At 66.5% G+C, this 26,134-nt stretch carries 25 protein-coding genes; 13 read left to right on the forward strand and 12 right to left on the reverse strand.

Annotated elements, in window-relative coordinates; all coding sequences use genetic code 11:
• Positions 1–25: 25 nt before the first annotated feature.
• A complete protein-coding gene (gene aceK / locus ABE960_RS02585; RefSeq protein WP_349760658.1) occupies positions 26–1,771 on the reverse strand; it encodes a bifunctional isocitrate dehydrogenase kinase/phosphatase in 1,746 nt (581 codons plus the stop codon).
• Between the two features lie 195 nt (positions 1,772–1,966).
• Between aceK and ABE960_RS02590 the strand changes: the two genes are divergently transcribed.
• The 4 genes from ABE960_RS02590 (at position 1,967) to ABE960_RS02605 (ending at position 4,403) form a co-directional block, all read left to right on the forward strand.
• Complete coding sequence (locus tag ABE960_RS02590; protein ID WP_349760659.1) at positions 1,967–2,443, forward strand: peroxiredoxin; 477 nt, start codon at positions 1,967–1,969, stop codon at positions 2,441–2,443.
• 106 nt (positions 2,444–2,549) lie between these two features.
• Positions 2,550–3,308 carry a pseudouridine synthase gene (locus tag ABE960_RS02595; protein WP_349760660.1) on the forward strand — a complete coding sequence of 253 codons (759 nt, stop codon included), beginning with the start codon at positions 2,550–2,552 and terminating at the stop codon, positions 3,306–3,308.
• Complete coding sequence (gene tcdA, locus ABE960_RS02600; RefSeq protein ID WP_349760661.1) at positions 3,305–4,135, forward strand: tRNA cyclic N6-threonylcarbamoyladenosine(37) synthase TcdA; 831 nt, start codon at positions 3,305–3,307, stop codon at positions 4,133–4,135. The genes ABE960_RS02595 and tcdA overlap by 4 nt, the downstream gene beginning before the upstream one ends.
• A gap of 43 nt (positions 4,136–4,178) precedes the next feature.
• Positions 4,179–4,403 carry a DUF1653 domain-containing protein gene (locus ABE960_RS02605; RefSeq protein ID WP_349760662.1) on the forward strand — a complete coding sequence of 75 codons (225 nt, stop codon included), beginning with the start codon at positions 4,179–4,181 and terminating at the stop codon, positions 4,401–4,403.
• 64 nt (positions 4,404–4,467) lie between these two features.
• On the opposite strand, the gene bfr is transcribed toward ABE960_RS02605, so the two are convergent.
• The 5 genes from bfr to lptF all read right to left on the reverse strand — a co-directional run bounded on the left by bfr (position 4,468) and on the right by lptF (position 8,065).
• The gene (gene bfr / locus ABE960_RS02610) at positions 4,468–4,950 is read right to left on the reverse strand and encodes a bacterioferritin (protein WP_349760663.1); all 483 of its coding nucleotides are present in this window, start codon (positions 4,948–4,950) and stop codon (positions 4,468–4,470) included.
• 154 nt (positions 4,951–5,104) lie between these two features.
• Positions 5,105–5,311 carry a (2Fe-2S)-binding protein gene (locus tag ABE960_RS02615; RefSeq protein WP_349760664.1) on the reverse strand — a complete coding sequence of 69 codons (207 nt, stop codon included), beginning with the start codon at positions 5,309–5,311 and terminating at the stop codon, positions 5,105–5,107.
• A 124-nt stretch (positions 5,312–5,435) separates the two neighbouring features.
• Positions 5,436–5,909 carry an RDD family protein gene (locus ABE960_RS02620; protein ID WP_349760665.1) on the reverse strand — a complete coding sequence of 158 codons (474 nt, stop codon included), beginning with the start codon at positions 5,907–5,909 and terminating at the stop codon, positions 5,436–5,438.
• Between the two features lie 12 nt (positions 5,910–5,921).
• Positions 5,922–6,986 carry an LPS export ABC transporter permease LptG gene (gene lptG / locus ABE960_RS02625; protein WP_349760666.1) on the reverse strand — a complete coding sequence of 355 codons (1,065 nt, stop codon included), beginning with the start codon at positions 6,984–6,986 and terminating at the stop codon, positions 5,922–5,924.
• Positions 6,983–8,065 (reverse strand): LPS export ABC transporter permease LptF, encoded by a 1,083-nt coding sequence (lptF, locus tag ABE960_RS02630; protein ID WP_349760667.1) that lies wholly within the window; start codon positions 8,063–8,065, stop codon positions 6,983–6,985. Before lptF ends, lptG begins: the two co-directional genes overlap by 4 nt.
• 136 nt (positions 8,066–8,201) lie before the next feature.
• On the opposite strand from lptF, the gene ABE960_RS02635 reads away from it, so the two are divergent.
• From ABE960_RS02635 to ABE960_RS02650, 4 genes are all read left to right on the forward strand, one after another.
• Positions 8,202–9,722 (forward strand): leucyl aminopeptidase, encoded by a 1,521-nt coding sequence (locus tag ABE960_RS02635; protein WP_349760668.1) that lies wholly within the window; start codon positions 8,202–8,204, stop codon positions 9,720–9,722.
• 145 nt (positions 9,723–9,867) lie between these two features.
• On the forward strand, positions 9,868–10,968 hold the full coding sequence (locus ABE960_RS02640; RefSeq protein ID WP_349760669.1) for a branched-chain amino acid aminotransferase: 1,101 nt from the start codon (positions 9,868–9,870) through the stop codon (positions 10,966–10,968).
• 76 nt (positions 10,969–11,044) lie between these two features.
• Positions 11,045–11,512: a DNA polymerase III subunit chi gene (locus tag ABE960_RS02645; RefSeq protein ID WP_349760670.1), complete on the forward strand. Its 468-nt coding sequence runs from the start codon at positions 11,045–11,047 to the stop codon at positions 11,510–11,512.
• A 117-nt stretch (positions 11,513–11,629) separates the two neighbouring features.
• Entirely contained in the window at positions 11,630–14,479 is a 2,850-nt protein-coding gene (locus ABE960_RS02650; RefSeq protein ID WP_349760671.1) for a valine--tRNA ligase, read from the forward strand.
• A 139-nt stretch (positions 14,480–14,618) separates the two neighbouring features.
• Here ABE960_RS02650 and ABE960_RS02655 read toward each other — a convergent pair whose 3' ends face one another.
• Positions 14,619–15,071, reverse strand: a complete 453-nt coding sequence (locus ABE960_RS02655; RefSeq protein WP_349760672.1) for an META domain-containing protein — start codon at positions 15,069–15,071, stop codon at positions 14,619–14,621.
• A gap of 95 nt (positions 15,072–15,166) precedes the next feature.
• Between ABE960_RS02655 and ABE960_RS02660 the strand changes: the two genes are divergently transcribed.
• Positions 15,167–15,571: a DoxX family protein gene (locus ABE960_RS02660; protein ID WP_349760673.1), complete on the forward strand. Its 405-nt coding sequence runs from the start codon at positions 15,167–15,169 to the stop codon at positions 15,569–15,571.
• On the opposite strand, the gene ABE960_RS02665 is transcribed toward ABE960_RS02660, so the two are convergent.
• The gene (locus ABE960_RS02665; protein ID WP_349760674.1) at positions 15,572–16,012 is read right to left on the reverse strand and encodes a VOC family protein; all 441 of its coding nucleotides are present in this window, start codon (positions 16,010–16,012) and stop codon (positions 15,572–15,574) included.
• 91 nt (positions 16,013–16,103) lie between these two features.
• On the opposite strand from ABE960_RS02665, the gene ABE960_RS02670 reads away from it, so the two are divergent.
• Both ABE960_RS02670 and ABE960_RS02675 read left to right on the forward strand, forming a co-directional pair.
• Positions 16,104–16,643, forward strand: a complete 540-nt coding sequence (locus ABE960_RS02670) for a DNA-3-methyladenine glycosylase I (RefSeq protein ID WP_349760675.1) — start codon at positions 16,104–16,106, stop codon at positions 16,641–16,643.
• Positions 16,644–16,742: 99 nt separating this feature from the next.
• Entirely contained in the window at positions 16,743–17,810 is a 1,068-nt protein-coding gene (locus ABE960_RS02675) for a metal-dependent hydrolase (RefSeq protein ID WP_349760676.1), read from the forward strand.
• A 74-nt stretch (positions 17,811–17,884) separates the two neighbouring features.
• On the opposite strand, the gene ABE960_RS02680 is transcribed toward ABE960_RS02675, so the two are convergent.
• Both ABE960_RS02680 and ABE960_RS02685 read right to left on the reverse strand, forming a co-directional pair.
• Entirely contained in the window at positions 17,885–18,493 is a 609-nt protein-coding gene (locus ABE960_RS02680; protein ID WP_349760678.1) for an FMN-dependent NADH-azoreductase, read from the reverse strand.
• A 164-nt stretch (positions 18,494–18,657) separates the two neighbouring features.
• Positions 18,658–19,422 carry a COG3650 family protein gene (locus tag ABE960_RS02685; RefSeq protein ID WP_349760679.1) on the reverse strand — a complete coding sequence of 255 codons (765 nt, stop codon included), beginning with the start codon at positions 19,420–19,422 and terminating at the stop codon, positions 18,658–18,660.
• 200 nt (positions 19,423–19,622) lie between these two features.
• On the opposite strand from ABE960_RS02685, the gene ABE960_RS02690 reads away from it, so the two are divergent.
• Positions 19,623–20,537: a LysR family transcriptional regulator gene (locus ABE960_RS02690; protein WP_349760681.1), complete on the forward strand. Its 915-nt coding sequence runs from the start codon at positions 19,623–19,625 to the stop codon at positions 20,535–20,537.
• On the opposite strand, the gene ABE960_RS02695 is transcribed toward ABE960_RS02690, so the two are convergent.
• Positions 20,524–22,140 (reverse strand): ATP-binding protein, encoded by a 1,617-nt coding sequence (locus ABE960_RS02695; protein ID WP_349760682.1) that lies wholly within the window; start codon positions 22,138–22,140, stop codon positions 20,524–20,526. The genes ABE960_RS02690 and ABE960_RS02695 overlap by 14 nt on opposite strands.
• Before the next feature lie 3 nt (positions 22,141–22,143).
• Positions 22,144–22,857: a winged helix-turn-helix domain-containing protein gene (locus ABE960_RS02700; RefSeq protein WP_349760683.1), complete on the reverse strand. Its 714-nt coding sequence runs from the start codon at positions 22,855–22,857 to the stop codon at positions 22,144–22,146.
• Between the two features lie 362 nt (positions 22,858–23,219).
• Here ABE960_RS02700 and ABE960_RS02705 point away from each other — a divergent pair, with 362 nt between their 5' ends.
• Complete coding sequence (locus ABE960_RS02705) at positions 23,220–26,117, forward strand: ribonucleoside-diphosphate reductase subunit alpha (protein WP_349760684.1); 2,898 nt, start codon at positions 23,220–23,222, stop codon at positions 26,115–26,117.
• Positions 26,118–26,134: the final 17 nt, after the last annotated feature.

The following is a 26,134-nucleotide window of genomic DNA, read 5'->3' on the forward strand; positions in this document are numbered from 1 at the left end:
GCTGGCCATGCGTGTCGGTCTCGGCTCAGTAGGTCAGGCCGTTGCCGTCGTCGGCGGTGAAGCGCCGCTTGTTGCGATAGGGGTAGACGTCGATCACGCGGCCGTCGAGGATGGCCTGCTGCAGCCCCTTCCAGTAATCGGCATCGAACAGCTCCGGATGAAGCTGGTAGAAGAGCTTGCGAAGCCGCACGTTGGCGAACAGAAAGGGACCGAATTCCTCGGGAAAAATATCATTGGGCCCCACCGAGTACCAGGGCTCGTTGGCCAGCTCCTGTTCCGGGTACATCGGCTCGGGAATGTGCCGGAAGTTGCACTCGGTGAGATACGAGATCTCGTCGTAGTCATAGAAGATCACCCGGCCGTGGCGGGTCACCCCGAAGTTCTTGAGCAGCATGTCGCCGGGGAAGATGTTGGCGGCGGCCATCTGCTTGATCGCATTGCCGTAGTCCTTGAGCACCGCCTCGGTCTCCGTCGCGTCGCAGGTCTCGAGATAGAGGTTTAGCGGGGTCATCATGCGCTCGGTATAGCAGTGCCGGATGATGACCTTGTCGCCGCGCAGGTAGACAGTGGACGGCGCCACCTCCAGCAGATGCGCCAGGCAGTCGGGGTCGAAATGGTCCTGGCGGGCGATGAAGTTGGAAAACTCCTGGGTATCGGCCATGCGCCCCACGCGGTCGTGGCGCTTGACCAGGCGATACTTGTCGCGCACGTTCTCCGCCGTCATCTCCTTGCTCGGGTCGAAGCGGTCCTTGATGATCTTGAACACGGTGCGGGAGGAGGGCAGCACGAAAACAGCCATGACCATGCCACGCACCCCCGGGGCGATGATGAACTGATCCTCGCGTCTGGCCACCTGGCGGTTCAGGGCCCGAAAGAACTCGGTCTTGCCGTGCTTGAAGAAGCCAATGGCGGCATACAGCTCGCCCTGGGGCTTGTCCGGCATCAATTCCTGTAGGTAGTGCACGAACTCGCTGGGCACCACGACCTTGACCTGGAAATAGGCGCGGGTGAAGGAGAAGATGATCGAGACCTCCTCGGGCTCGATCAGCAGCGTATCCAGGTGCAGCCCCTCGCCTTCCCGATGGAGCACCGGCAGCACCAGCGGCACCTGCTCACCGCCGCCCAGCACCCTTCCCACCAGGTAGGCCCCCTTGTTGCGGTAGAAGACACTCTTGATCAGCTCGATCTCGGCCTCGGGGTCCTCCTGGATGGCCGCGGGCAGCAGCCGGCCAAGCACCTCGCTCCCCAGCTCGGCATCCCGCGCCGGGTCGACAAAGGGCGTCTCGAAGCGCGCCTCACTCAGGGCCCATCGCAGCCCCTCCGACCAGTCACCTCCCACCCGTCGAGAACGGCACAGCTGCAGGCCGGAATGGTGCGCCGCCCGCTCCCGGGAGCTATAGACGAACATCCAGTCGTTGCGGATGTGTCGATGGTGGAACAGCGAGCAGAACATCGAGTTGAAGAAGGTCTCGGCCAGCTCGTAGTCGAGCCGTTGGTCGATCAGATCGGCATAGTGCCCCCGGGCTTCCCGCCAACACTCGAAGTTGGTCAGCTCGTCATCGTCTAGGGTGCGCCTGAGGCGGGCCAGGGTGTCCTGGACCTTCTCGTCGTAGAGGTCGATACGCTCCGCCGAGGCCTGCTGGGCCTCACGCCAGGCCGCGTCCCGGAAGCGACGACTGGCATCATCGGTGATCTGCTTGAAACGCGAGCGGTACTCGTCGAAGCCATGCAGCACCGAGGCGGCAAGGCGATAGGCGGACGAATGCGTCATGGTCTGGCTCCGGGCAGCAATCACGCCCAGCATGACGAATCGTGTCGGGCAAGGCGAGCCGACCAAGGTGGCGTGCCCCCTGGCGAACCGCCGGCGAGGCCATCACACTGACGGTGCATACCCGCGGTGTGTATGACACTCTCTGACCCCACGATAGTGTTCCCACGACATTAACCCCACGAAAAGGGAGACCCCATGACGATTGCCAAGGGCGACAAGATTCCCGATATCACCCTCAAGACCAACGGCCTCAAGGGCCCGGAGGATCTCTCCACCGGCGCCTTCTTCTCCGGCAGGCGGGTGGTGCTCTTCGCCGTGCCCGGCGCCTTCACGCCCGGCTGCTCCAACACGCACATGCCCGGCTTCGTGGTGAATGCCGACAAGCTCCTCGCCAAGGGTGTAGAGGCCATCGGCTGCATGGCGGTGAACGATGCCTTCGTGATGGATGCCTGGCAGAAGGACCAGAATGCCCAGGCCTTCACCATGCTGGCCGATGGCAACGCCGAGTTCACTCGTGCCCTGGGCATGGAGCTGGATGCCTCCGGCGGCGGCATGGGCCTGCGCAGCAAGCGCTTCGCCCTGATCGCCGACGACGGCGTGGTGGAGTATCTGGGCATCGACGAGAAGGGCGTGGACGCCAGCAGTGCCGAGACCGTGCTCGAGAAACTCTGAGGCCGACCGCAGCGGACCGCGCGGCGTAGCGACACGCGGGGCGGGATGACAGCGCGGCGCCAGGCGGCGACAATGGCGCCCCCTGTCAACCTGCCCCGATGCCCCGATGACGCCACCGCTGAGCCTCCTCCATCAGGATGACCACCTGGTCGCCGTGCACAAGCCGGCCGGCCTGCTGGTGCATCGCAGTGCGCTTGCCCGCGGTGAGCGGGAGTTCCTGCTGCAGCGTCTGCGCAACCAGCTCGGACGGCGAGTCTACCCGGTCCACCGCCTGGACCGCCCCACCTCGGGGGTGATCGTCTTCGCCCTCGACCCCGACACCGCGGCCGCACTCCAGGCGGCCTTCAGCGCGCGCCGAGTGACGAAACGTTACCTGGCGGTGGTGCGCGGCATCGGTCCTGTGAGCGAAAGGCTGGACTACCCGCTGCGCGAGGAGGATGGCCGCCGCCCCAAGTCGGAGATGCCGGCCATGGAGGCGACGACCGAGATTCGCCGGCTCGACAGCGTGGAGCTGCCGATCCAGGTGGACCGCTATCCCCAGAGCCGCTACTCGCTGATGGAGGCTCGCCCCCTCACCGGCCGCCGCCATCAGATCCGTCGCCACCTCTCCCGGCGAGGCTACCCGATCATCGGCGACGCCAAGCACGGCAAGGGCAACCACAACCGCTTCTTCGCCGAGCGCCTGGACTGCCCCCGGCTGCTGCTGGCCTCGGTGGGACTGGCCTTTGACCACCCGGTGAGCGGCCGGCCCCTCGACCTCTGCTGCCCGCTGGATGCCACCATGACGGCGCTCTTCGAGCGCTTCGGGTGGACGGGCCACCTGCCGACCCCGACACGATCTCCACTTCCGAGCGTGATGCCATGACCGACTCCGCCCAGTTCGCTTCGCCCTCCGCCTCCTCGGACGACTTCGAGGCCCGCTTCGGCGGCATCCACCGGCTCTATGGCCGGCGTGCCGCCGAGCGATTCCGCACCGCCCACGTGGTGGTGGTGGGGGTGGGCGGCGTGGGCAGCTGGACGGTGGAGGCGCTGGCCCGCTCCGGCATCGGCAAGCTGACGCTGATCGACCTGGACGACGTCTGCGTCTCCAACGTCAATCGCCAGCTGCACGCCCTGGACGGCACCATCGGACGCCCCAAGGTGGAGGTGCTGGCCGAGCGCTGCCGGGCCATCCAGCCGGGCATCGAGGTGGTGGCCGACAGCGCCTTCGTCACCCCGACCAACCTGGCCCAGCGCATCCCCGAGGATGCCGACCAACTGGTGGACGCCATCGACAGCGTGGTCGCCAAGGCGGCGCTGATCGCCTGGTGCAAGCGCCGCAAGCTGCCGATCGTGGTGACCGGCGCCGCCGGCGGCCAGACGGATCCCACGCGCATCCGCGTGGCCGACCTGACCCGCACCGAGCACGACCCGCTGCTGGCCAAGGTCCGCGCCCGCCTGCGCCGCGACTTCGGCTTCTCCCGCAATCCCAAGCGGCGCTTCTCGGTGGAGTGCGTCTACTCGGACGAACAGCTGGTCTACCCGAGCAGCGACGGCGAGGTATGCTTCCAGAAACCCGGCGAGGGAGAGGCCATCCGGCTCGACTGCGCCTCGGGCTTCGGCGCGGCCACCTTCGTCACCGGCAGTTTCGGCTTCACCGCCGCCTCCCGGGTACTGGCCCGGCTGGCGAAACAGGCCAGCGCCGCCCCCTGACCCAGCACGCCCCACCCACGCCTCCACCACAGGAGCAGACCCCATGGAACACAAGGCCCCACGCGGCATCTACCGCCACTACAAGGGCCCGCTCTACGAGGTACTCGGTGTCGCCCGGCACAGCGAGACCGAGGAGCCCCTGGTGGTCTACCGCGCCCTCTACGGCGAATACGGCCTATGGACGCGGCCCCTGGACATGTTCCTCGAGACCGTCGAGGTGCAGGGCGAGCCGGTATCCCGCTTCGCCCTGGAAAAGGCCTTTCCATGACAGAGCGCCCCGTGGCCAGGCAACGGGGCGCTCGATGAACTCGCGGGCCGCAACGGCGACGGACTTACTCGTCGCCGGCTTCCTGCATCTGCTTCAGCAGGTAGTTCTCGATACCGACCTTGTCGATCAGGCCGAGCTCGGTCTCGATGTGATCGATGTGGTCTTCCTCATCGGCGAGGATGTCCCGGAACAGGTCCCGACTGACGTAGTCCCTGACCTGCTCGCAATAGGCGATGGCCTCGATGTAATCATTGCGTCCCTCGTGTTCGATCTTCAGATCGCACTCGAGCATCTCGCGCACGTTCTCGCCGATGTTGAGCTTGCCGAGGTCCTGAAGGTTGGGGATGCCCTCGAGGAAAAGGATACGCTCGATCAGCTTGTCGGCGTGCTGCATCTCTTCGATGGACTCGTCGTGCTCCCACTTGGCCAGCGCCTTGAGACCCCAGTCCTTGTACATCTTGGCATGCAGGAAGTACTGGTTGATGGCCACCAGCTCATTGCCGAGAGCGGTATTCAGGTGCTCGATGACCTTGCTGTCGCCTTTCATTTGATTACCTCGATCACGGTTGTCAGGGCACTGGTGCCAGCTTGGCATGGCCGTGCCGGCCTGACCAGCCCGCCACCCAACAGTGTGGGCAACGCCGGGGACATCTGCATAAAATCAAAGGGTTGATGAGGGAAGGGAACGACGATGATGGCCGTCAGACGGCGTAGGCGAGCCCCTCGGCGGCGGCATTCCTCTCGGCCTGGATCGCCTCGCGGGTGATGTCCTTGCCCATGCAGGAACACTTGCCGCACTGGGTACCGCACCCCGTCACCTGCTGTACCTCGCGCCAGTTGCGGGCACCTTGCTCGACGGCCCCGCGGATCCGATGGTCGGTCACGCTCTTGCAGAGACACACGTACATGTCATCACCTCACGCTGGTCGTGAAGTAAATGTAAATGATTCGCATGGGTAATCGCAAGTCGAATGTGCTCAAAAACTGACCGATGTCAGGTTTCCGAGCCAGGCATCCTCGGACCGAAGGCGCTCAACGCCGCTTGGGCAGAACCACTACCCGGGTGCCGGAAACGATGTCCGGCCAACTACGCTTCTCATCGTCGAAGAGGATCCAGAGGTATCCCAGGCCAAGGGCGGCCAGCGAGACACCTGCCACCAGGAAGCGCTGCAGCGCCTGAAAGGGGGTGATCGAGCAGCCCTCACGGGTCTGAACCCGCAGCCGCCAGGCCTGCATGCCCAGCGTCATGCCGCCCCGGGTCCAGAAGAAGGCGAAGAAGAGGAAGGCGCTGACCGCCAGCAGCAGGCGCAGCGAGAGCACCTGCGCGAGGCTCAGTCCGACCTGCTCGGCCGGCACCTCCAGCACCAGCCGCACGACGACCAGGTGCAGCGCGGTGATGACGATCCAGATCGCCAGCACCAGCAGGCCGTCGTAAAGCATGGCGCCCAACCGCCGACCGAGGCCGGCCGGCCAGACATCATCGAGTTGGTCGAAATATCGCTGCATGCGGTCCTCGTCTCAGCCTGTGCGACGCAATAGATAGAACCCCACCCCGGCACACAGCAGGGTCGGCGCCAGCACCGCCCAGGCCGGCGAGAAGCCGAATACGGTAGACGCCGGGCCCAGCAAGTCCTGAAGGTACTTGAAGGAGAGGCCGACGATCACGCCGTAGAACACCCGAGTCCCGGCGGCCACGCTTCGCAGTGGGCCGAACACGAAGGAGGCCGCCACCAGCACCAGCGACGCCATGGTCAGTGGCATCAGCATCTTCTGCCAGAAATAGAGCAGCGGCTGAGTCGCCTGCTGTCCCTGATCACGCAGGTAACGAGCGTAAGACCACAGTTCGCTAGGCGACTGGCTCTCGACGTCCCGCAACAGCCGACCGAGCTGCGCGGGCGTCATGGTAGTTTCCCAGGGCAGGGCGTCATGGCGCTCGACCTCGGTTCGTCCCTCCTGGAAGCGGGTCACAGCCACTCGCCTGAGCTGCCAGTGGTCTTCCTGCCATACCGCCAGCCGGGCTCTCAGGGCTTCGCGCAACGACTTGCCCTCGAAGCGATAGCGGGTCAGGTCAAGCACCGTATCGTCGGCACGGATGGCGCCGAAACGGTAGATGTCATTCCCCTCCCGTTGCCAGCCGCCACGTTCGGTCAGTACCGCGTCCTCCCCCTGACGCTGCTCGAGGCGCCAGGCGCCGGCAAACTGTTCGGTACGCGGGCTGACGAACTCGGCGATGAACAGCAGCACCACGACCACCACGATGATGGGCTTCATCACCCCCCAGAGGATGCGTACCAACGAGCGACCGGCGGCACGCATAACGGTCAGCTCGTTGCTCGAGGCCATGCTGCCCAGGCCGATCAGCGCACCGATCAGCACCCCCACGGGCGCATACTGGTAGAAGCGCCAGGGCAGGCGCATCAGCAGGTAGAGCAGCACCTGGAAAGCACCATAGTCACCTTCGATGTCGCCGAGGTCGTTGATGTAGGTGATCACCAGGTCCAGGCCCAGCAGCACCACCTGCACGACCAGGATGGCGCCCAGCACGTTGCGGGCGATGTAGCGATCGAGGCGGTCGGCGATCATCCGCTCATCCCCCTGTGCTGGGCCCTTGCCATCATGGCCAGGCCGATGGCCAGGAAGCCGCCATGGATCGGCCACATACCGATGGCCACCGGCCAGCTGCCGCGCCCGATGGCATCCAGCGCCGCCAGCAGCAGGCTGAGATAGGCCACATAGAGGAAGATCGCCGGCAGCAGCTTGGCGAAGCGCCCCTGACGCGGGTTCACCCGGGACAGCGGCATGGCCAGCAGAGTCAGGATGAAGACCATCAGCGGCAGGCCGAGGCGCCAATGCAACTGGGCCCGGGCCGGCAGCGCCTCGTCGGCGAACAGCGCGGCGGTGGTGGCATATTCGGGGGCATCGAGCTCGGGACGCTCGGCGGCCCCGGAGAGGCGCACGGCGTAGGTGCCGAACACCAGCCGCTCGGCCTGGGCGCGCCCCGGGTCGACGCTGTAGCGCTCGCCGTCGGCCAGCACCAGGAAGCGGCTCCCGGTATCCGGGTCGACGGTCTGATAGCCGGTCTCGGCGCGGGTCACCACGCTCTCGGGGGTGCCGTCGTTGCGGGACTGTCGCTCGCTGATGAAGACCTCCTGCATCCGGGTGCCGTCGTCATTGAAGCCCTCGGTGTAGGCCGTGCGCCCCCCTCCGAAGTCCTGGAATCGCCCCGGCGCCAGGGCCGAGAAATCGAGCTGGCTGCGCTGCTCCTCGAGAAGCACCTCGTTGTAAAGAGCACCGGCCGGGGTCAGCCACAGGCTGCAAGCCCCCACCAGGATCGCCACCAGGGTGGCGGGCACCAGGCTGACCTCCAGCAGGCGGTTGGGACTCGTGCCACAGGCCACCAGCACGGTGATCTCGCTGTTGAGGTAGAGCTGGCCGTAGGCCAGCAGGATTCCCAGGAAGAAGGCCAGCGGCAGGATCAGTTCGAGGAAGCCCGGCAGGTGGAACATCATCAGGGTGCCAAGGATGCTCACCGGGATCTCCCCCTCCGCCGCCGAGGAGAAGTAGCGGATGAAGCGACTGCCCATGATCACCAGCAGCAGGACACCAGCCACGGCGGCCATGGTCTGCAGGATCTCGCGGGTCAGGTAACGAAATATGATCAACGCTGTCTCCCGGCCCGACACCCCGCGGCGCCCGACCATCTTCCATGCAATGACGCCTTGCCTTGGGTACACTGGGCGACTCGGCAACGTGCCGGCATTATCCAGAATCCCCCATCGCTTGTCTTGTGGAGACTCCATGGAATTCCCTGTTCAGACGGCCAATCCCGCCAAGGCCGAGATGGCCTGTCTCGTGGTACCGGTGTTCAAGGACGGTGAGCTGCTGCCTGCCGCCGCCAAGCTCGATGACGCCAGCGAGCGGTTGATCGGCCAGCTGATCGATCGCGGTGACTTCGAGGCCAAGCTGGGCAATGTCCTGATGGTGCCCTTCGCCCCCGGGCTCAACGCGGAACGCCTGATGCTGATAGGTCTGGGCGAGCGCGAGAAGTGCCAGGAAGGCGCCTTCCGCAAGGCGGTCGACGCGGCCTTCACGGCCCTGGCGGCGCTGCCCGTCGAGGATGTCGCCGTGGCCTTCACCGATGTCCCGGTGCCCGACCGCGGCTGCGACTGGAAGGCCCGCATGGTGGCCGAGGCCGCCCATCGCGCCGTTTACCGTTTCGACGAATTCAAGTCCGAGAAGGCACCCGCGCCGCGTCTCGACCAGGTCACCCTGCTGGTCAGTGAGCAAGGTGATGCCGAGGCCGCCCGCCAGGGGGTGCGCATCGGCGACGCCATCGGCCAGGGCGTGGCGACCGCCCGCACCCTGGGCAACCTGCCCGGTAACGTCTGCACACCGAGCTACCTGGCCGAGCGCGCCGAGCGACTGGCCACCGATTCCGGCGGCGCCCTCACCGCCGAGATCCTCGACGAGGAGGCCCTGGAGGCACTGGGCGCCCATAGCCTGCTCTCCGTGGGACACGGCAGCGAGCAGCCCTCGCGGCTGATCGTCATGAAGTACCAGGGCGCCGAGGACCCCGACGAGGCGCCCCATGTCCTGGTGGGCAAGGGCATCACCTTCGACACCGGCGGCATCTCGCTCAAGCCAGGTGAGGCCATGGACGAGATGAAGTTCGACATGTGCGGGGCCGCCAGCGTATTCGGCACCGTCACCTCGGTGCTCGCCATCAAGCCGAAGATCAACCTGGTGGCCATCGTCGCCGCCGCCGAGAACATGCCCGACGGCCGAGCCACCAAGCCCGGGGATATCATCAATACCCTCAAGGGCCTCTCCGTGGAGGTGCTCAACACCGACGCCGAGGGTCGCCTGGTACTGTGCGACGCACTGACCTACGCCGAGCGCTTCGAGCCGGCAAGCGTCGTGGATATCGCCACCCTGACCGGGGCCGCCATCATCGCCCTGGGGCATCATGCCACGGGCATGCTCGCCAACGACGACGACCTGGCGCTGGATATTCTCGATGCCGGCGAGACCGCCTGGGACCGCGCCTGGCACCTGCCGCTTTGGGACGAGTACCAGGAGCAGTTGTCCTCCAACTTTGCCGACCTGGCGAACATCGGCGGCCGACCGGCGGGCACCATCACCGCCGCCTGCTTCCTCTCGCGCTTCGCCGACAAGTTCCCCTGGGCGCATCTGGACATCGCCGGCACCGCCTGGGCCTCGGGCAAGGATAAGGGCGCCAGCGGTCGCCCGGTGGGACTGCTGACCCAGTACCTGCTGGACCGCGAGGCCGACAGCCAGGTCGAGGTCGCCGAAGACTGAGGCCCTCGCCAGGGTTGCCTTTTCCGTGCGGTGCCCTTTTCATGTGGGATGTCGACTTCCATGCACCGGGCCCTCGCCGGCCCGGAACCCTGATTCGTGACGAGGGCGCCCGAGTGCGCCCCGCCAGTAGCGGAGACCTCTTGCCGTGTCCTTCGAACGCTTTTCCGTGCTGCCATGCAACCAGCCGACAGCGCCGCAGATCCGTGACGACATCCTCGCCAACCCCGGCTTCGGGCTCTACTTCACTGACCACATGATCCATGTGCGCTGGACCCTCGACGCCGGCTGGCATGGCCACCAGGTGCGGCCCTACGGCCCGCTGACCCTAGATCCCGCCGCCGCCGTGCTGCACTACGGCCAGGAGATCTTCGAGGGGGTCAAGGCCTACCGCCATGCCGACGGATCGGTGTGGACCTTCCGCCCCGAGAAGAACGCCGAGCGCTTCCGTCGCAGTGCTCGACGCCTGGCGCTGCCGGAGCTTTCCGACGAGGACTTCATCGATTCGCTGCGCGCCCTGCTGGCCCGCGACCACGACTGGGTGCCCACCCCGGCCAGCGAGTCCGACGAGTCGAGCCTCTACCTGCGGCCCTTCATGATCGCCAGCGAGACCTTCCTCGGGGTGCGCCCGTCCCATGAGGTCGATTACTACGTCATCGCCTCACCGGCCGCGGCCTACTTTCAGGGCGGCGTAAAGCCGGTGTCGATCTGGCTGTCCTCGCACTACAAGCGCGCCGCTCCGGGTGGCACCGGGTTCGCCAAGTGCGGCGGCAACTACGCCGCCTCGCTTGCCGCCCAGAAGGAAGCCGCTGCCAACGAGTGCAGCCAGGTGGCCTTCCTCGACGCCGCGGAGAACAAGTGGGTAGAGGAACTCGGCGGCATGAACCTGTTCTTCGTGTTCCGCGACGGCCGCATCGTCACCCCGCGCCTCACCGACACCATCCTCGAGGGCGTCACACGCGATTCGGTGCTGACCCTGGCCCGCGACGAGGGCCTGACCCCGGAGGAGCGCCCTATCAGCATCGACGAGTGGCGCGAGGGCGCGGCCTCAGGCGAGATTACCGAGATCTTCGCCTGCGGCACCGCCGCCGTGATCACCCCGGTGGGCGAGCTGGTCACCGAACACGACCGTATCCGGCTCTCCGCCCAGGACGACAACGAGGTGGCCAAGCGCCTGCGCACCCGCCTGCTCGACCTGCAGTACGGCCGCAGTGAGGATACCCGCGGCTGGCTGACACGGCTCGCCTGAGCCCTTTCTTCCCGGCCCCAGATGGTGGGCGCCGGGGGGCAAGCCCACATCGCTGACCGGGCCGCCTCGAGATCCCATGACTCACATCGACTTCTACATCCTTCCCGACACCACCCTGGCGGCGCGCCTCGACTTCGCCTGCCGGCTGGCCGAGACGATCTACCGCAAGGGATACCGGCTTCACCTGCATGCCGAGGACGAGGGCATGGCCCGTGAGCTTGACGAGCGGCTCTGGTCCTTCAGGCCCGACGCCTACGTGCCCCATGCCCTCATGGGCAGTACCCTGCTGGGCAGCGACCAGGCAGAGACGGTGCCGGTGACCATCGGTTGGGAAGGCCCGCCGGAGCCGGAGGCCCAGGCGCTGCTCAACCTGCACCCGGGGATCCCCGAGTGGTTCTCGCGCTTCGAGCGAGTCGCCGAGATCATCAACCAGCACCAGGACGTGCTCACCGCCAAGCGCGAGTGCTGGCAGACCTACAAGAAGCGTGGCTATCCGGTCACTCCCCACCAGATCAAGAGCCAGGCCCGCGGACAGGCGGGCTGACGCCTCCCCCACCGTCACGCTATAATCAGGCCCATTTTCAGCATCCCCGGCACCCTGGCAGCGCCCCGAGACGGTCCCTGCCATGGGTCGGCGCCACCTCTTCGACCCGGAATGCCCATGGACAAGACCTACCAACCCGAGCAGATCGAAACCCGCTGGTACGAGCGCTGGGAGGCCGACAACCGCTTCGCCCCCTCGGGCAGTGGCGAGCCCTACTCCATCATGATCCCGCCGCCCAATGTCACCGGCAGCCTGCACATGGGCCACGCCTTCCAGGACACCATCATGGACACCCTGATCCGCTGGCGGCGGATGCAGGGACACAACACCCTCTGGCAGATAGGCACCGACCACGCCGGCATCGCGACGCAGATGCTGGTCGAGCGCAAGATCGCCGCCGAGGAAGGCAAGAGCCGCCACGATCTCGGGCGCGAGGCCTTCATCGACAAGGTGTGGGAGTGGAAGCAGGAGTCCGGCGGACATATCACCCGCCAGCTGCGCCGCATGGGAGCCAGCGTCGACTGGAGCCGCGAACGCTTCACCATGGACGACGGCTTCTATCAGGCGGTTCAGGAGGTCTTCGTCCGCCTCCATGAAGAAGAGCTGATCTATCGTGGAAAGCGGCTGGTCAACTGGGACCCGACCCTGCACACCGCCATCTCGGACCTCGAGGTGGAGAACCGCGACCAGCAGGGTAGCTTCTGGCACTTCCGCTATCCGCTGGCCGACGGTGTCACCACCGACGAGGGCCGCGACCACCTGGTGGTCGCCACCACCCGCCCCGAGACCCTGCTCGGCGATACCGGCGTGGCGGTCAACCCCGAAGACCCGCGCTACGCCTCGCTGGTGGGCAAGTTCGTCGAACTCCCGCTGGTGGGCCGGCGGATTCCCATCGTCGCCGACGAGCACGCCGACATGGACAAGGGCTCGGGCTGCGTGAAGATCACCCCGGCTCACGACTTCAACGACTACGAAGTGGGACGCCGCCAGGGCCTGCCGCTGATCAATGTCTTCACCCAGGATGCCGCCGTCCTCGAACGTGCCGAGGCCTTCGACATCCAGGGCCGAGCGCTGCCGGACATCGATCCGAGCCTGCCCGGCAAGTACGCCGGCCTCGACCGCTTCGAGGCGCGCACGACCATCGTCGCCGACATGGAGGCCCTGGGCCTGCTCGAGCAGGTGGAGGCCGTCAGCAACACCCTGCCCTATGGCGACCGCTCCGGTGACGTCATCGAGCCGCTGCTCACCGATCAATGGTTCGTCGCCGTGGAGAGCCTCGCCAGGCCCGCCATCGAAGCCGTGGAGAACGGCGACATCCAGTTCGTGCCGAAGAACTACGAGAACATGTACTTCGCCTGGATGCGCGACCTCCAGGACTGGTGCATCTCCCGCCAGCTGTGGTGGGGCCACCGCATCCCGGCCTGGTACGACGCCGACGGCAACGTCTACGTGGCGAGAAGCGAGGCCGAGGCCCGCGAGAAGCACGGCCTGCCCGCCGAGCTGCCCCTGACCCAGGACGAGGATGTGCTGGACACCTGGTTCAGCTCGGGCCTGTGGACCTTCGGCACCCTGGGCTGGCCGGAGCAGACACCGGAACTGGCCACCTTCCATCCGTCGAGCGTCTTGGTCACCGGCTTCGACATCATCTTCTTCTGGGTCGCCCGGATGATCATGATGACCCTGAAGTTCACCGGCGAGGTGCCCTTCAAGCAGGTCTACGTCCACGGCCTGGTGCGCGACGGCCAGGGGCAGAAGATGTCCAAGTCCAAGGGCAACGTGCTCGACCCCATCGACCTGATCGACGGCATCGCGCTCGAGACCCTGGTGGAAAAGCGCACCGGCAACATGATGCAGCCGCAGAAGGCCAAGGCCATCACCAAGGCCACCCGCGCCGAGTTCCCCGAGGGCATCGAGCCCCACGGCACCGACGCGCTGCGCTTCACCTTCCTCTCGCAGGCCACCACGGGCCGCGACATCAAGTTCGACATGGGGCGCCTGGACGGCTACCGCAACTTCTGCAACAAGCTGTGGAACGCCTCGCGCTATGTGCTGATGAACGCCGAGGGCGAGGATACCGGTCTGGGTGAAGAACCGGTCGAGCTCTCGCTGGCCGACCGCTGGATCGTCTCGCGCCTGCAACAGACCGAGGCTCAGGTGACCAGGGCCATGGAGGAGTTCCGCTTCGACCACGCCTCCCAGGCGCTCTACGACTTCGTCTGGAACGAGTACTGCGACTGGTACCTGGAACTCTCCAAGCCCGTGCTGTGGGACGAGGGCGCCCGCGCCGCCGCCAAGCGCGGCACCCGCCGGACCCTGGTCCGCGTGCTCGAGGCGATCCTGCGCCTGGCCCACCCGATGATGCCCTTCATCTCCGAGGAAATCTGGCAGCGCGTCGCCCCGCTGGCGGGCACGCTCGCCATGGGCGAGGACGGCTCCATCATGAACCAGCCCTGGCCGCTGGCGGAGGAGGCCCTGATCGACGACCGGGCGACCCGAGACATCGAATGGCTCAAGGGCGTGATCGTGGCGGTGCGCAACATCCGCGCCGAGATGAACATCGCTCCTGGCAAGCCGCTGGAGGCACTTCTCACCAAGGGCCGCCCGGACGACGCCGAGCGCCTCAAGGCCAACCGCCTGTTCCTGTCGAAGCTGGCCAAGCTCGAGCGCGTCGAGTGGCTCGACGACCCCGAGCAGGCCCCGCTCTCGGCGACCCAGCTGGTCGGCGAGATGGAGGTGCTGGTGCCCATGGCCGACCTGATCGACAAGGACGTGGAGCTTGCGCGCCTGGCCAAGGAGATCGAGAAGCAGGAGAAGCTGATCGGCGGAATCGAGAAGAAGCTGTCCAACGAGAGCTTCGTCGCCAAGGCGCCGGAGGCGGTGGTCGAGAAGGAGCGCGGCAAGCTCGCGGACTTCGAGGCCTCGCGGCGCCTGCTGGTCGAGCAACACGAGAAGATCGAAGCGCTCTGATCCGTGCCTGCTGCTCATCCAACGGGGCCCGTCGATGTCGGGCCCTTTTCTCAACCGGGCCCTTTTCTCAACTGGGCCCTTTTCTTGACCGAGCCCTTGTCATGGCCGGTCCGTCGCTGAAGGATCGGTCGTCATCGTCTCAATCGACGCGACGCCAGCCCCCCAGCACGCGCTGATCGGGACCGAAGAATACCAGCCGGTCGTGGTCGATCAGATAGCGGTAGGCGTTCTCCAGCATGCCGGTCACCCGGGCGGCGTCCTCGGCCCGTGGGCAGGCGCGCCGGGTGGTGGCAAGCTCACTGAAGGCGATCCGCTGGTTCTCGCCCAGCGCCGCCCGGCCGGTCAGCCGATTGCAGCCGTCGCTGCCGCCCACCCGGCCATCGCGGTCGATGACGAAGTGGGGCCGCTCCGGCATGGAGAGACGCTCGGAGGTGCCCACCAGCAGCAGGTTCCAGCGCTGTTCGACCACCGGCCCCTCGAGACGGGTCGCGGGCTCGCCGACAACTCGAGGGGCCGGCCCGGTGCTGCAGGCGGCGAGCAGAAGGGCCGCGGCAAGAAGCAGCACTGTGTTGCGTAACGGTTTGATCATCATGGTATCTTCCTTGAGGCACGAGGCGATTGCCCAGGCACCAAGCTTGCCCCAGCCGGGGCATCGAGACAATTCCCGCCGCACCATGAGGTCCCCGAATGCTCCAAGCGCTCCACAACGATGCCCTCGGCAAGCTGATCCTGCGACTCACCGTGGCCGGCCTGCTGCTTCCCCACGGGCTGACCAAGCTGCTCAACCCGGGCAGCCTGACCTGGATCGGCAACACTCTGGCCACCCAGGGCCTGCCGACCGTGCTCGCCTACGGGGTGCTGGTCGGCGAGGTGGTGGCGCCGCTGATGACACTGATCGGCTGGCGCAGCCGGGTGGGTGCGCTGCTGATGGTCGCCAACATGCTGGTGGCCATCTTCCTGGTGCACATGGGCGAGCTCACCGCCTTCAAGGACAATGGCGCCTGGGCCCTGGAGCTGCAGGGGTTCTTCCTGTTCGGCGCCCTGGCGCTGGTCTTCCTGGGCAGCGGTCGCATGGCCTGGCGGCCGGACTGATCACCAGGTGCCGGTGTTCTCCATGGAGGTCCAGGGCTCCTTCGGTGACTGGGGGTCGCCCTTCTGCAGCAGTTCCACCGAGATGCCGTCGGGGCTCCTGACGAAGGCCATATGGCCATCCCGGGGCGGACGGTTGATGGTCACGCCGTTCGCCTGCAGGTGCTCGCAGAGGGCATAGATGTCGTCCACCCTGAAGGCCAGATGGCCGAAGTTGCGGCCGCCGCCGTACTCCTCCGGGTCCCAGTTCCAGGTCAGCTCAAGCTCCGGTGCCTTGAGCTCGGCCGAGCGCGCCTCGTCTTCCGGGGCGGTCAGGAAGACCAGGGTGAAGCGGCCCTTCTCGACCTCCCGGCGGCGCACCTCCTTGAGGCCCAGCAGGTCGCAGTAGAAATGCAGGGACGCGTCGAGGTCGCTGACCCGAACCATGGTGTGAAGGTATTGCATGAACATTCTCCCGGTTCACAGTAGATGAGGATGGCGTCATCCTGACAATTCACGTTCCTCCTGCCAATCCCGACCACGAGGAAGCGGCCCCATGAGCCACTACTGCGACCTGGCCCCCGGGCATCCGTTCCACGGGCCCTATCACGACCATGAATACGGCTTCCCGGTGGAGGATGACCGCGCCCTGTTCGAGCGCCTGGTGCTGGAGATCAACCAGGCCGGCCTCTCCTGGCTCACCGTGCTGAAGAAGCGCGAGGCCTTCCGGCGTGCCTTCGAGGGCTTCGACATCGACCGCGTGGCGGCCTATGGCGAGGCCGAGCGGGCGAGACTGCTGGCGGACGCGAGCATCATCCGCAATCGCCTCAAGGTCGACGCGGCGATCCACAATGCCGGCGTGATCCAGGCCCTTCAGGCCGAGCATGGCAGCTTCTCGGCCTGGCTGGACCACCACCATCCGCTGGACCATGGCGACTGGGTGCGACTCTTCAAGCGGACCTTCCGTTTCACCGGACCCGAGATCGTCGGCGAGCTGCTTATGAGCACCGGCTACCTGCCCGGAGCCCACCGTGACGACTGCCCCGTGCAGGCACGCATCCTCGACGCCGGCCCGGTCTGGGCGCGGTCGGGCTGAACACAGCCCGGCTGAGTGCAGTCCGGCTGAGGCCAGGGAACCGGCGCCCCCGCCAGGCGTCAGAGCAAGGGCCTGCCGCTGACGAAGGAGAGCCTCTCGATGGATTCGGTTACCCAGGCCGCGCTGGGCGCGGCCATCGGCGGCGCCGTGCTCGGCCGACGCCTCGGCCGCAAGGCGGTGCTGATCGGCGCGGCGCTGGGCACCCTGCCCGACCTGGACGTGATCATCGACTACGGCGATGCCGTGGCCAATGTCACCCAGCACCGCGGCTTCAGCCACTCGCTGTTCGTGCTGGCCGGGCTCGCCACCCTCCTGGCGCTGCTCTCGGCGCGCCTCTCACGCACCCGGGACATCTCGCCGGCCCGGTGGGGGCTCTTCTTCGGGCTCATCCTGCTGACCCATCCGCTGCTCGACGCCCTGACCACCTACGGCACCCAGCTCTGGTGGCCACTGGACGTGCGTCCTGCGGCCTGGCCCATCGTCTTCATCATCGACCCACTCTTCACCCTGCCGCTGCTGGTGGGCATCGCCGTGGCCCTGGCCACCGGCCGGGCTAGGCGCGCCCCGAGCTGGGGGCTTGCGCTATCCTGCGCCTACCTGGTGGTGGCCTTCGGAGCCAGGCAGCTGGTCGAGGCGCGCATCACCCCGGTACTGGCCGAGCAGGGGCTTCAGCAGGCCCCGCGACTGGTGCAGCCGACCCCCTTCAACACCCTGCTGTGGCGGGTCACCGTGACCGACGGGGCGCGATATCACGAGGCCCTGGTGGGCATATTCGACGGCGACACCCCGCCGATACTGGAGACCTACGCCCGCGGCACCGGGCTGGAGGCGACGGCCCTCGAGAGCCCCCGCGGCCGACGCCTCGACTGGTTCGCCGGCCCCTTCCTGCGCTACGAGGTGCGCGAGCGTGACGGACGCGACACCCTGGTGGCCACCGACCTACGACTCGGCTTCCCGGGCTTCCATCCCTTCGCCTTCACCCTGGCGACCCGCGGTGACGGCGGTTGGCAGCCGGTGACGGTCTCCAAGCAGCTGCCATCCACCGCACGCGGCAACCGGGAGGCCCTCGCCCGGCTCGGCGGTCGAATACTCGGACCGGAGCCGATGCTATGCACCAGCGATTTCGTCTCCCGCCAATGGCTGATCCGCACACCCGATACCTGCTGATACCCGACACGCGAATGGGGTGGCCTCATGGCCACCCCGTTCGCTTCATGCCCGAGACTACCGCGGTGCGGCAATCAGAGCTTGTACACCAGACTATCGATGGCCTGCCGTGCCTCCTTGAGCGACGCCTCCCGATGGCTTTCGCCCTTGGCGAGCCCCTCGGCGAAGACCACGTCCACGTCGCGGATGCCGATCAGGCCCAACATGCTCTTCAGATGCAGCGTCTGGCTGTCCATGGGGGTGCCGGCATACTGGCCGCCGCGGGCCGCCAGGATCACCGCCCGCTTGCCCTCGATCAGTCCCTGAGGCCCCTTCTCGGTGTACTGGAAAGTCTTGCCGGAGCGCATCACCCGGTCGAACCATGCCTTGAGCTGGGATGGCACGCCGAGGTTGTACATCGGCACCGCCAGCACGACCACGTCGTGATCGAGAAGCTCATGGATCAGGGCGTCGGAACGGCCGGCCAGCTCGCCCTGCTCGGCCGAGCGCTCCTCGGCCGGCACCTGCCAACTAGCCAGTTCCGGCTGGGTCAGGTGCGGCAGGTCGTCGGCCACCAGGTCGCGATGGGAGACCTTCAGGTCCTCGCGCTCGGCGGCGCACTTGAGAAAGTGCTCGGCCAGGGCGATGGACTGGCCGTTCTCGCCGAGAATCGACGAGGTGAGGATGAGGGCTCGAGTAGTCATAACGATCTCCATTAACCGTCAGCGGGTTGATGAGGACCATTCTATGTGCACGAATTGCAACGAAAAGCGCAAATATCCGCCGCCTTCGTTCGACAGAAACGAATGAAAAGGGGGTTGGGACGGGAAACCGGCAGGTTGCGGAGGCCGCGCGTCATCCCGCCCCCTCAGGGCGCGATGCCCTGTCCGCAGCCGCGCAACTGCTCGCCGTCGATGGTCAGGGTGACCCGGGCCGGGAAGGGCCGACCGCTCATGCCGTCGAAGCAGGCCCGAGCCTCCAGGCGCAGCTCGAAGGGCGTGTCGGCCCGGCCACTGGCCAGGATCATGCGAGCCTCGCCGTTGTCCAAGGTGGTCACCCGGTAGGGCAGGGTCAGCTCACGGGCGCCATAGTCCAGCAGCATGGTGACCTCGGGGCGGTCGCTTGACAGCTTGACCACCCAACCTGGCTCGTTGCCGCGGGCGTGAAACATGATGCCCGGACGCTCCTCACGGGTCAGCACGTCGCGGGTCAGGTCAAGGGTGCAATCGAGCCGGCCGGTGGCGCTCTCCACCACCGCCTCATCCCCCTTCTTCCAGAAGCTCAGGTCATCCTTCTGGTAGCGGGCGCCAGTGGCCACCACCGCTGGACGCAGCCGATAGGCCCCATGGGCGGACCAGAGCCGCAGTTCCCCGTCGGGGGCCGCGGTGACCAGATCCTGGGCTGGCGTGCAGCGCCAGGCAGTGAGCGTCTTCGCCTCTCCGGGGAAGAAGGCCGAAGGCATCAGCGGTGCGCCGGGCCGTGACGGGGACTCCCCGCCCTCGAGGGTCGTGCCTCGATCGGCGATCTCGGGACGCGTCGCTTCCCGGTCCGGCGCGGCGACGCAGCCGGCCATCAGCAAGGCGGCGCCCAGCAGGGCGAAGGGGCGAACAGTGGAAGCGGTAAGACGAGACATGAAGGCTCCTTGCGATTCGGCGATGTTCCCTGAACCCGCAGCATACCAGCCGCCCCGCTATCGTGCGTCGGACAGCGGCTCAACGCTTGGCGTCAGCCATGGCGGCGCCTCGGCGACCTTGCGGCCTCGAGGCCGAGCTGGCCATGAGGCGTGAATCAAACTAAACTTCATGATCTTCAAAATGAACCAGGCTCACCCTGATGCTCGAACTTCGCCATTTGCGCACCCTGGTCGCCCTTCGCGATGCCGGCTCCCTAGTGGAGGCCGCCGAACGCGTGCATCTGACCCAGTCGGCGCTCTCCCACCAGATAAAGGACCTGGAAGAACGACTGGGCAGCCCCCTGTTCGTGCGCAAGACGAGACCGGTGGAATTCACACGGGCCGGCACGCGGCTGATGACGCTGGCCGAACAGGTCCTGCCGCTGGTGCGCATGGCCGAGCGTGACCTGGCGCGACAGGCCGGCAACGAGCAAGGACGGCTGCACATGGCCATCGAATGCCACAGCTGCTTCCAATGGCTGATGCCCACCATCGACCACTTCCGCGATCACTGGCCGGAGGTGGAGATCGACATCCCCGGCGGCCACCACTTCGATCCGCTGCCGGCACTGACGCGCGAACAGCTCGACCTGGTGATCACCGCAGACCCTCAAGCGCTGCCTGGCATCCACTACGAGCCACTGTTCCGCTACGAGGGCCTGCTGGCGGTGGCCCGACAGCACCCGCTGGCGGACAGGCCTTTCGTCACCCCCGAGGAGCTCGGCGAGGAGACCCTGATCACCTACCCGGTGGAGCACTCCCGCCTAGATGTCTTCACCCAGTTCCTCGATCCCGCCGGGGTGCGCCCCCGGGAGCTACGCACCGCCGAACTCACCATCATGATGATGCAGCTGGTAGCCAGCGGACGTGGGGTCTGCGCGCTGCCCAACTGGGCGCTGACCGAGTATCTGGAGCGTGACTACGTCAAGGCCGTGGCCCTTGGCGAGAAGGGGGTGTGGAGCACCCTGTTCGCGGCGATTCGCGAGGAAACCCGTGGCGCCCCCTGGATGGAGGACTTCCTGCGCACCGCCCGGGAGACCTCCTTCGCGGTGCTGGAGGGGATCAGGCCTGCGTAGGGATGCGGCGTGGCAGCAGCAGGGTGAAGCGCGCCCCGCCAAGCATGGCGCTGGCATCCAGCATCACGCTGCCGCCGTGCCAGATCATCACCTTCTGCACGATGGAAAGCCCCAGGCCGTAGCCGCCGGAGCGACGAGTGCGGCTGTCATCCAGGCGGGCAAAGGGCTTGAAGACCTCCGTGCGCGCCGAGGCGGGGATGCCGGGGCCGTCGTCTTCCACGTCTATGCGCACCAGCCGGGGCTCACCATGCAGGCGTATCACCACCCGGCTGCGGGCATGGCGACAGGCGTTGGCGACCAGATTCTGCAGGGCTCGCTGCAGGTAGCGTGGCTCTGCCTGGACCTCCACCTCAGGCCCCTCGACCAGCTCGATGTGGATATCGCCATGCAGCTGACTCAGGGCCTCGATGACCCGTCGTGCCATGGCGCGACAGTCGACCAGAGAGGTCTGCAGTTCCACGCCGTTGGCCGCATCGCTGCCTAGCCGTGCGTAGGTGAGGATCTCGTCGATCAGCTCGTCGAGCTCGGTAATGTCGCCATCGACGCCCTGGAGCTGGCGGTGAATCGCGGGGTCGTCGGTCATGTCCTCGACCATCTGCACCGCGAAACGGATACGCGCCACCGGGGTGCGCAACTCGTGAGAAACGGCCCGGATCATGTCCTGCTGGCCGCGCAGCAGTGACTGCACCTGGGTCGCCATGCCATTGAAGGCCATCCCCAGGCGACCCAGGAAATCACCGCTCTCCACCTTGACCCGGGTATCCAGGCGCCCACCGGCGATGCGGGTAGCGGCCAGCTCCAGTCGCGCCATGCGGGCCTCCACACCGCGCACGATCAGGTAGATGATCGCCGCCAGCACACTGAGCAACAGCACCAGCAGCAACAGCTGCAGAGACAATGGCAGCGGCTTGAAGGCCTTCACCGGGCCGATGGCCAGCCAGCGGGCCTGAGAGTCTGCGCCGGGCAGCAGGCGATACAACGCGATGGACAGGCGGTCCGGAAGCAGGCGGATGACCACCTCACCCTCTGCCAGGAGGGCCAGCCGTCGAGTATCCAGCCCCACGGGCGGACTGTCGCTCAGTTGAAGGGGAATGCCGTCCCCGGTCACGCGCTCGAGTTGCCCACGACGCTCGCTGGCCGGCATCTGGACCAGCCAGTCGGCGACCAGCTCGGTGACCCCGCGCAGCTGCTGTTCGCTGATGCTCGCCACATCCACCTCGAGCAGCTGTTCCTGGTCGGCCAGCAGACGCCGCAGTCGCCAGCCTTGTTCCCCTCGGGGCAGGACCAGCACCCGACCCGCCAGCAGGCGCTTGCGGGAGAAGTAGTTCAGTGAGCGGGATTCGATCGGCACCAGCCGGAGGGTCATGTCGAGCTGCTGCGAGTGGTTCGACAACCACACCTCTCTCTCCACCTCGGGCAGCGACTCGACCCAGCGGGTCAGCACCCGCATGGGCGACAGGGCCAGTTGCTCGCGATAGTGCTCGCGCCTGACCTGCTCGACCATAGCCAGGCCCAGCAGGGCCAGGCCGAAGGTCAGCAGAAGCGCCAGTGCCAGCAGGACATAGACGCGCAGGAAGGTGCTGTCGGCCAGCATCCGACGCATGAATCAGCCATCCCTGACGAAGAGGTAGCCCTTGCTGCGTACCGTCTTGATGCGGTGCGGCTGGTTGGGATCGTCACCGATCTTGGGGCGGATGCGCGAGACCCGCACATCGATGGAGCGGTCCTGACCGTCGTACTTGATGCCGCGCAGGCGGTCGAAGATTTCTTCGCGGGTCAACACTCGGCCGGCGTTGCTGGCCAGCAGCCACAGCAGGTCGAACTCGGCACTCGTCAGGTCGATGCGCCTGGCATCGAGCCACGCCTCACGGGTCGCGTTGTCGATGACCAGATCGGCAAATGACAGGCGAGTCTCCTGACCGGCGGCCGCCGGATCCGACCGGCGCAACAGAGCTCGCATACGCGCCAGCAGCACCCTCGGTTGCACCGGCTTGGGCACGTAGTCGTCGGCACCCATCTCGAGGCCCAGCACCTGATCCATGTCATCCGTGCGGGCGGTCAGCATCAGGATCGGCCCGGAGTAGTCGCTGCGTACCCGACGGCAGATCGACAGCCCGTCCTCGCCGGGCAACATCAGGTCGAGAATCACCAGGTCCGGCTGCAGGGACAGGATCCGCTCTACACCACGGCCGCCGTCGGCCTCGACCGTGACCCGGAACCCGTTGGCCTCCAGATAGTCGCGGGTCAGGTCGGCCAGACGCTCATCATCCTCGATGATCAGCACATGATCCTGTTCCTGGGCTTGCAAGCTGTCGTCCATCCTCTGTTCCATCCTGGCGGGCAGGTGAGCGGTACGGGCCTCCCGCTGCCGGGAGCCACCACCATTTGCTAAAGGATACCCGAAAACGACGATCCCGCCTTCCCGTCGAGAAATACCGACGGCGGCTGTCGCCAGGGCCCCACCACGAGACTTCGCGAGAGGCCCGATTCTACCTCACGAAAGGCCACAACCCATCCACAAGTTATCCACTTGATGAAGGCGAAAAAGCACACTATCTTGTGTTTCAACCCGGCACGGGCACTACATCATGTGCCTTTAGCAATCACTCGCATAGCTGTCAAGCGTCGTCTGCGAGGCGGCCTGACACCATACGATTCACCCATTCAGGGATCCCCGGCACCATGGATACCGTTGTCACACCGGACAAGCCGTCCGTTACCGTCACCGCACCCAAGGCCCTGCGCGTCATCAAGCGCAACGGTGAGGTCATGCCCTTCGATGCCGACAAGATTGCCGTGGCGATGAGCAAGGCCTTCATCGCCGTGGAAGGGGACAATGCCGCGGTCTCCTCAAGGGTGCGCGACTTCGTCCGCCAGTCCACCGAGGCCATCGAGCACGCCTTCCTGCGTCGCATGCCTGACGGCGGCACCCTGCACATCGAGGACATCCAGGACCAGGTCGAGCTGGCGCTGATGCGCGCCGGCGAGCAGCGTGTCGCACGCGCCTACGTGCTCTACCGCGAGGAGCATGCCCGGGCCCGCGCCGCGGCCGGAGGCGACATCGCAAAGCCTCACCCGACCCTGCACGTGACCCTGCCCGATGGCGGCACCCGTCCGCTGGACCTGGGCCGCATCGAGGTCCTGGTGTCCGATGCCTGCGAGGGACTGGCCAACGTCGACGCCCAGAAGATCGTCGAAGACTCGCTGAAGAACCTCTATGACGGCGTGACCGTGGATGGCGTCTCCCAGGCGCTGATGATGACCGCGCGCACCTTGGTGGAGAAGGATCCCGACTACACCTATGTGACCGCCCGACTGCTGCAGGACAACCTGCGCCGCGAGGCGCTCTCCTTCCTGGGCATCGCCGAGGAGGCGACCTTCGGCGAGATGGCCGATCACTATGCGCCGGCCTTCAAGGCCTACATCGCCCGCGGCATCGAGTTCGAACAGCTCGACCCGGCACTGGCCGAGTTCGATCTCGACCGGCTGGGCGCGGCGCTGGACCACCGCCGCGACAACGCCTTCACCTACCTGGGCCTGCAGACCCTCTATGATCGCTACTTCATCCATCGCGACGAGGTGCGCTACGAGTTGCCCCAGGTGATGTTCATGCGCGTGGCCATGGGCCTCTCGCTCAACGAGGACGACCGCGAGGCGCGAGCCATCGAGTTCTACGAGCTGCTCTCCAGCTTCGATTACATGGCCTCCACCCCGACCCTGTTCAATGCGGGCACCGTTCGCAGCCAGCTCTCCAGCTGCTACCTGACCAGCGTGCCCGACGAGCTTGACGGCATCTACAGCGCCATCCGCGACAACGCCCTGCTCTCCAAGTGGGCCGGTGGGCTGGGCAACGACTGGACCCAGGTGCGCGCGCTCGGGTCCTGGATCAAGGGCACCAACGGCAAGTCCCAGGGCGTGGTCCCCTTCCTCAAGGTGGTCAACGACACCGCCGTGGCCGTGAACCAGGGCGGCAAGCGCAAGGGCGCGGTCTGCGCCTACCTCGAGACCTGGCACCTGGACGTCGAGGAGTTCCTGGAGCTTCGCAAGAACACCGGCGACGACCGCCGCCGCACCCATGACATGAACACCGCCAACTGGGTGCCGGACCTGTTCATGAAGCGGGTCTTCGACGACGGTGAATGGACGCTGTTCTCGCCCTCCACCTGCCCGGACCTTCACGACCTCTACGGCGCCGCCTTCGAGCAGCGCTACCAGGAGTACGAGGCGATGACCCGCAACGGCCAGCTCAAGCTGTTCAAGCGGGTCAAGGCCAAGGACCTGTGGCGCAAGATGCTCTCGATGCTGTTCGAGACCGGTCACCCCTGGATCACCTTCAAGGACCCGAGCAACCTGAGGAGCCCCCAGCAGCATGCCGGGGTGGTGCACTCATCCAACCTGTGCACCGAGATCACCCTGAACACCAGCGCCGACGAGATCGCGGTGTGCAACCTGGGCTCGGTCAACCTCGCCCAGCACGTGGTCGACGGCGAATTCGACGGCGAGAAGCTGAAGAAGACCGTGCGCACCGCGGTTCGCATGCTCGATAACGTCATCGACATCAACTACTACGCGGTGCCCCAGGCGAAGAACTCTAACTTCAAGCACCGCCCGGTGGGGCTCGGCATCATGGGCTTCCAGGACGCACTCTACGCACAGGACATCGCCTACGCCTCCGAGGACGCCGTCACCTTCGCCGACCGGTCCATGGAGCTGGTCAGCTACCACGCCATCGAGGCCTCCAGCGACCTCGCCGCGGAGCGCGGCCGGTACGGGAGCTTCGAGGGCTCGTTGTGGAGCCAGGGCATCCTGCCCCTCGACTCCATCCAGAAGCTCAAGACCGAGCGCGGCGAGAAGTACATCGAGCTCGACGAGAGCGCCACCCAGGACTGGGGCCGCATCCGCGACAAGATCGCCCGCCAGGGCATGCGCAACTCCAACGTGATGGCCATCGCCCCCACCGCCACCATCTCCAACATCTGCGGCGTGACCCAGTCCATCGAGCCGACCTACCAGAACCTCTACGTGAAATCGAACCTCTCCGGCGAGTTCACGGTGGTCAACGCGCCGATGGTCAACGACCTCAAGGCGCGCGGCCTGTGGGACGAGGTGATGATCAACGACCTCAAGTACTACGACGGCTCGGCCCAGCCCATCGACCGCATCCCGGACGACCTCAAGGCCAAGTACGCCACCGCCTTCGAGGTGGAGCCCAAGTGGCTGGTGGAGGCCGCCGCACGGCGCCAGAAATGGATCGACCAGGCCCAGTCGCTGAACCTCTACATCAAGGGCGTCTCCGGCAAGAAGCTCGACGTGACCTACCGCATGGCATGGTTCCGCGGCCTCAAGACCACCTACTACCTGCGTGCCCTGGGGGCCACCTCGGTGGAGAAGTCCACCGTGGAGCGCGGCACCCTGAATGCGGTGAGCAACGCCGCCCCGGACCAGCCCCCCGAGCCTTCGGCAAGCGGGCAACCGACCCAGGGACCGCGCGGCGTCGAGGACTTCCTGAAGGGCAAGGGCGGCCAGCGCCCGCCGAGCGCAGGTGACATCGATGAGCTGGGCTGCGAGGCCTGCCAGTAAGCGACCAACCCGGCCGG

Origin of the sequence: Halomonas aquatica, assembly GCF_040196335.1 — a bacterium.
Classification (GTDB): Bacteria; Pseudomonadota; Gammaproteobacteria; order Pseudomonadales; family Halomonadaceae; genus Halomonas; species Halomonas aquatica.

Coding starts and splice junctions, on each gene's coding strand:
- aceK (WP_349760658.1), bottom strand. CDS start 1,771: ATGACGCATTCGTCCGCCTATCGCCTTGCCGCCTCGGTGCTGCATGGC.
- ABE960_RS02590 (WP_349760659.1), top strand. CDS start 1,967: ATGACGATTGCCAAGGGCGACAAGATTCCCGATATCACCCTCAAGACC.
- ABE960_RS02595 (WP_349760660.1), top strand. CDS start 2,550: ATGACGCCACCGCTGAGCCTCCTCCATCAGGATGACCACCTGGTCGCC.
- tcdA (WP_349760661.1), top strand. CDS start 3,305: ATGACCGACTCCGCCCAGTTCGCTTCGCCCTCCGCCTCCTCGGACGAC.
- ABE960_RS02605 (WP_349760662.1), top strand. CDS start 4,179: ATGGAACACAAGGCCCCACGCGGCATCTACCGCCACTACAAGGGCCCG.
- bfr (WP_349760663.1), bottom strand. CDS start 4,950: ATGAAAGGCGACAGCAAGGTCATCGAGCACCTGAATACCGCTCTCGGC.
- ABE960_RS02615 (WP_349760664.1), bottom strand. CDS start 5,311: ATGTACGTGTGTCTCTGCAAGAGCGTGACCGACCATCGGATCCGCGGG.
- ABE960_RS02620 (WP_349760665.1), bottom strand. CDS start 5,909: ATGCAGCGATATTTCGACCAACTCGATGATGTCTGGCCGGCCGGCCTC.
- lptG (WP_349760666.1), bottom strand. CDS start 6,986: ATGATCGCCGACCGCCTCGATCGCTACATCGCCCGCAACGTGCTGGGC.
- ABE960_RS02635 (WP_349760668.1), top strand. CDS start 8,202: ATGGAATTCCCTGTTCAGACGGCCAATCCCGCCAAGGCCGAGATGGCC.
- ABE960_RS02645 (WP_349760670.1), top strand. CDS start 11,045: ATGACTCACATCGACTTCTACATCCTTCCCGACACCACCCTGGCGGCG.
- ABE960_RS02650 (WP_349760671.1), top strand. CDS start 11,630: ATGGACAAGACCTACCAACCCGAGCAGATCGAAACCCGCTGGTACGAG.
- ABE960_RS02655 (WP_349760672.1), bottom strand. CDS start 15,071: ATGATGATCAAACCGTTACGCAACACAGTGCTGCTTCTTGCCGCGGCC.
- ABE960_RS02660 (WP_349760673.1), top strand. CDS start 15,167: ATGCTCCAAGCGCTCCACAACGATGCCCTCGGCAAGCTGATCCTGCGA.
- ABE960_RS02665 (WP_349760674.1), bottom strand. CDS start 16,012: ATGCAATACCTTCACACCATGGTTCGGGTCAGCGACCTCGACGCGTCC.
- ABE960_RS02670 (WP_349760675.1), top strand. CDS start 16,104: ATGAGCCACTACTGCGACCTGGCCCCCGGGCATCCGTTCCACGGGCCC.
- ABE960_RS02675 (WP_349760676.1), top strand. CDS start 16,743: ATGGATTCGGTTACCCAGGCCGCGCTGGGCGCGGCCATCGGCGGCGCC.
- ABE960_RS02680 (WP_349760678.1), bottom strand. CDS start 18,493: ATGACTACTCGAGCCCTCATCCTCACCTCGTCGATTCTCGGCGAGAAC.
- ABE960_RS02685 (WP_349760679.1), bottom strand. CDS start 19,422: ATGTCTCGTCTTACCGCTTCCACTGTTCGCCCCTTCGCCCTGCTGGGC.
- ABE960_RS02690 (WP_349760681.1), top strand. CDS start 19,623: ATGCTCGAACTTCGCCATTTGCGCACCCTGGTCGCCCTTCGCGATGCC.
- ABE960_RS02695 (WP_349760682.1), bottom strand. CDS start 22,140: ATGCGTCGGATGCTGGCCGACAGCACCTTCCTGCGCGTCTATGTCCTG.
- ABE960_RS02700 (WP_349760683.1), bottom strand. CDS start 22,857: ATGGACGACAGCTTGCAAGCCCAGGAACAGGATCATGTGCTGATCATC.
- ABE960_RS02705 (WP_349760684.1), top strand. CDS start 23,220: ATGGATACCGTTGTCACACCGGACAAGCCGTCCGTTACCGTCACCGCA.